Here is a 272-nt window from a genome sequence, read left to right on the forward strand (position 1 = left end):
CAGGCGTCGGGGAGGGAGAAGACGCCGGCGATGTGTGCGGCGGCGATCTCGCCGATGGAGTGCCCGATCACCGCATCGGGTCGTACGCCCAGGGAGTCGAGCAGCCGTGCCATGGCGACCTGGAGCGCGAACAGTCCTGCTTGGGCGTATGTGGTGTGGTCGAGAAGCCCATCCGGCCCGCCGGTGAAGACGACTTCGCGTAGGGGGTGGTCGAGGTGGGGGTCGAGGAGGTTGCAGACTTGGTCGAAGGCTTCCGCGTAGACGGGGAAGCG

Annotated in this window: 1 protein-coding gene; it reads right to left on the minus strand. The window is 67.6% G+C overall.

Annotated elements, in window-relative coordinates; translation table 11 throughout:
• Positions 1-272, minus strand: a 272-nt coding sequence (locus AAHZ94_RS35365; protein WP_349997720.1) for an acyltransferase domain-containing protein, incomplete at both ends; no start/stop codon positions are given.

The sequence above is a fragment of the Streptomyces sp. HSW2009 genome (assembly GCF_040240285.1).
Taxonomy (GTDB): Bacteria; Actinomycetota; Actinomycetes; order Streptomycetales; family Streptomycetaceae; genus Streptomyces.